Source organism: Streptomyces carpinensis (assembly GCF_002154505.1).
Lineage (GTDB): Bacteria > Actinomycetota > Actinomycetes > Streptomycetales > Streptomycetaceae > Streptomyces > Streptomyces carpinensis.
On sequence record NZ_MUBM01000629.1, the window covers coordinates 1 to 1007 of the forward strand.

Consider the following 1007-nt stretch of genomic DNA (forward strand, 5'->3'; position numbering starts at 1 on the left):
GGGGCGGTGGCCGGGGCGGTGCTGCCGCTGCTGGACCTGACGCAGGTCGTCGGCGAGGTGGCGCCCTGGGGGTATCTGGCGCTGCTGCTGTCCGTGGCGTGCGTCGGGATCGACCGGTACTTCGGGGTGACCGCCGGCTGGATAAGGGACGTGGCGACCGCGCAGGCCGTGCAGCGGCGGTTGCAGGTGCTCCAGTTCGACTGGGCGACCGAGAACGTGCGGGAGGTCCTGGGGCCGACCGAGGGGACGGCCGGTGAGGCCGCCGAGCGGTGCCTGACGGTGCTGCGGCGGTTCTCGGAGGACGTGACCGAGCTGGTGCGCACGGAGACGGCCGACTGGATGGTGGAGTTCCGGGTCGGCCCGGCGCCGATGGGGCTCCAGTCCGCGGTGCCGGGCGGCGGACGGCCGGAGGCGGGGGCCGCCGGACCCGGGCGGCTTCCGATGCCGCCGCCGGGGAGTGCGCGGCCCAACATGCCGCGGCAACGGCCACCGGAACCGCGGTGACCGCCGGCGGACGAGCGGTCACCCCGGTCGCCGCCGGCCGCCGCCGCTCCCGTCACTCCTTGGTGTAGGTCAGCTGGTCCCCGGTCGTGGTGTTGACGCGCCGGAGGCTGCCGTCCGACAGGAGGGAGACCTGCGTGGCCTCACCCGGCTTGCAGCCGGGGGTGCCCCGGCCGACCGTGAGATCGGACGGGCCGATCTCCAGCGGACCGCCGTCCACCGGCTGCCGGGTCAGCTCGGCCCGGAACACGCAGTGGTAGGTGCCGCCGCCCCGCAGCGGCCCGTCGGCGACGAGCGTGAGAACCGTGTCGCCCACCCCTCCCTGGCTGATGGTGAGGTTGCGGGGGTTGGCGCCGAGGTCGTTGGTGATCGTCGTCGTCCAGGTGCCGAGGTACGCGGTCGGGATCACACCGTCCGTCGGGGCGGACGAGTCCGGCCGCGAGGGCGTGGGCGAAGGGCCGGGGTCCGTCGAGCCGGCGGTGGTGGGGGCGGTGACGGTCACGGAG

At 75.4% G+C, this 1007-nt stretch carries 1 protein-coding gene and 1 pseudogene; one reads left to right on the forward strand and one right to left on the reverse strand.

What is annotated here, in order from left to right; all coding sequences use genetic code 11:
• A partial coding sequence (locus tag BZY54_RS47305) for an SLATT domain-containing protein (protein ID WP_086731473.1) occupies positions 1–504 on the forward strand: 504 nt, incomplete at its 5' end.
• Positions 505–556: 52 nt separating this feature from the next.
• On the opposite strand, the pseudogene BZY54_RS47310 reads toward BZY54_RS47305, so the two are convergent.
• Positions 557–1007, reverse strand: a pseudogene (locus tag BZY54_RS47310) (serine/threonine protein kinase); the annotation flags it as partial.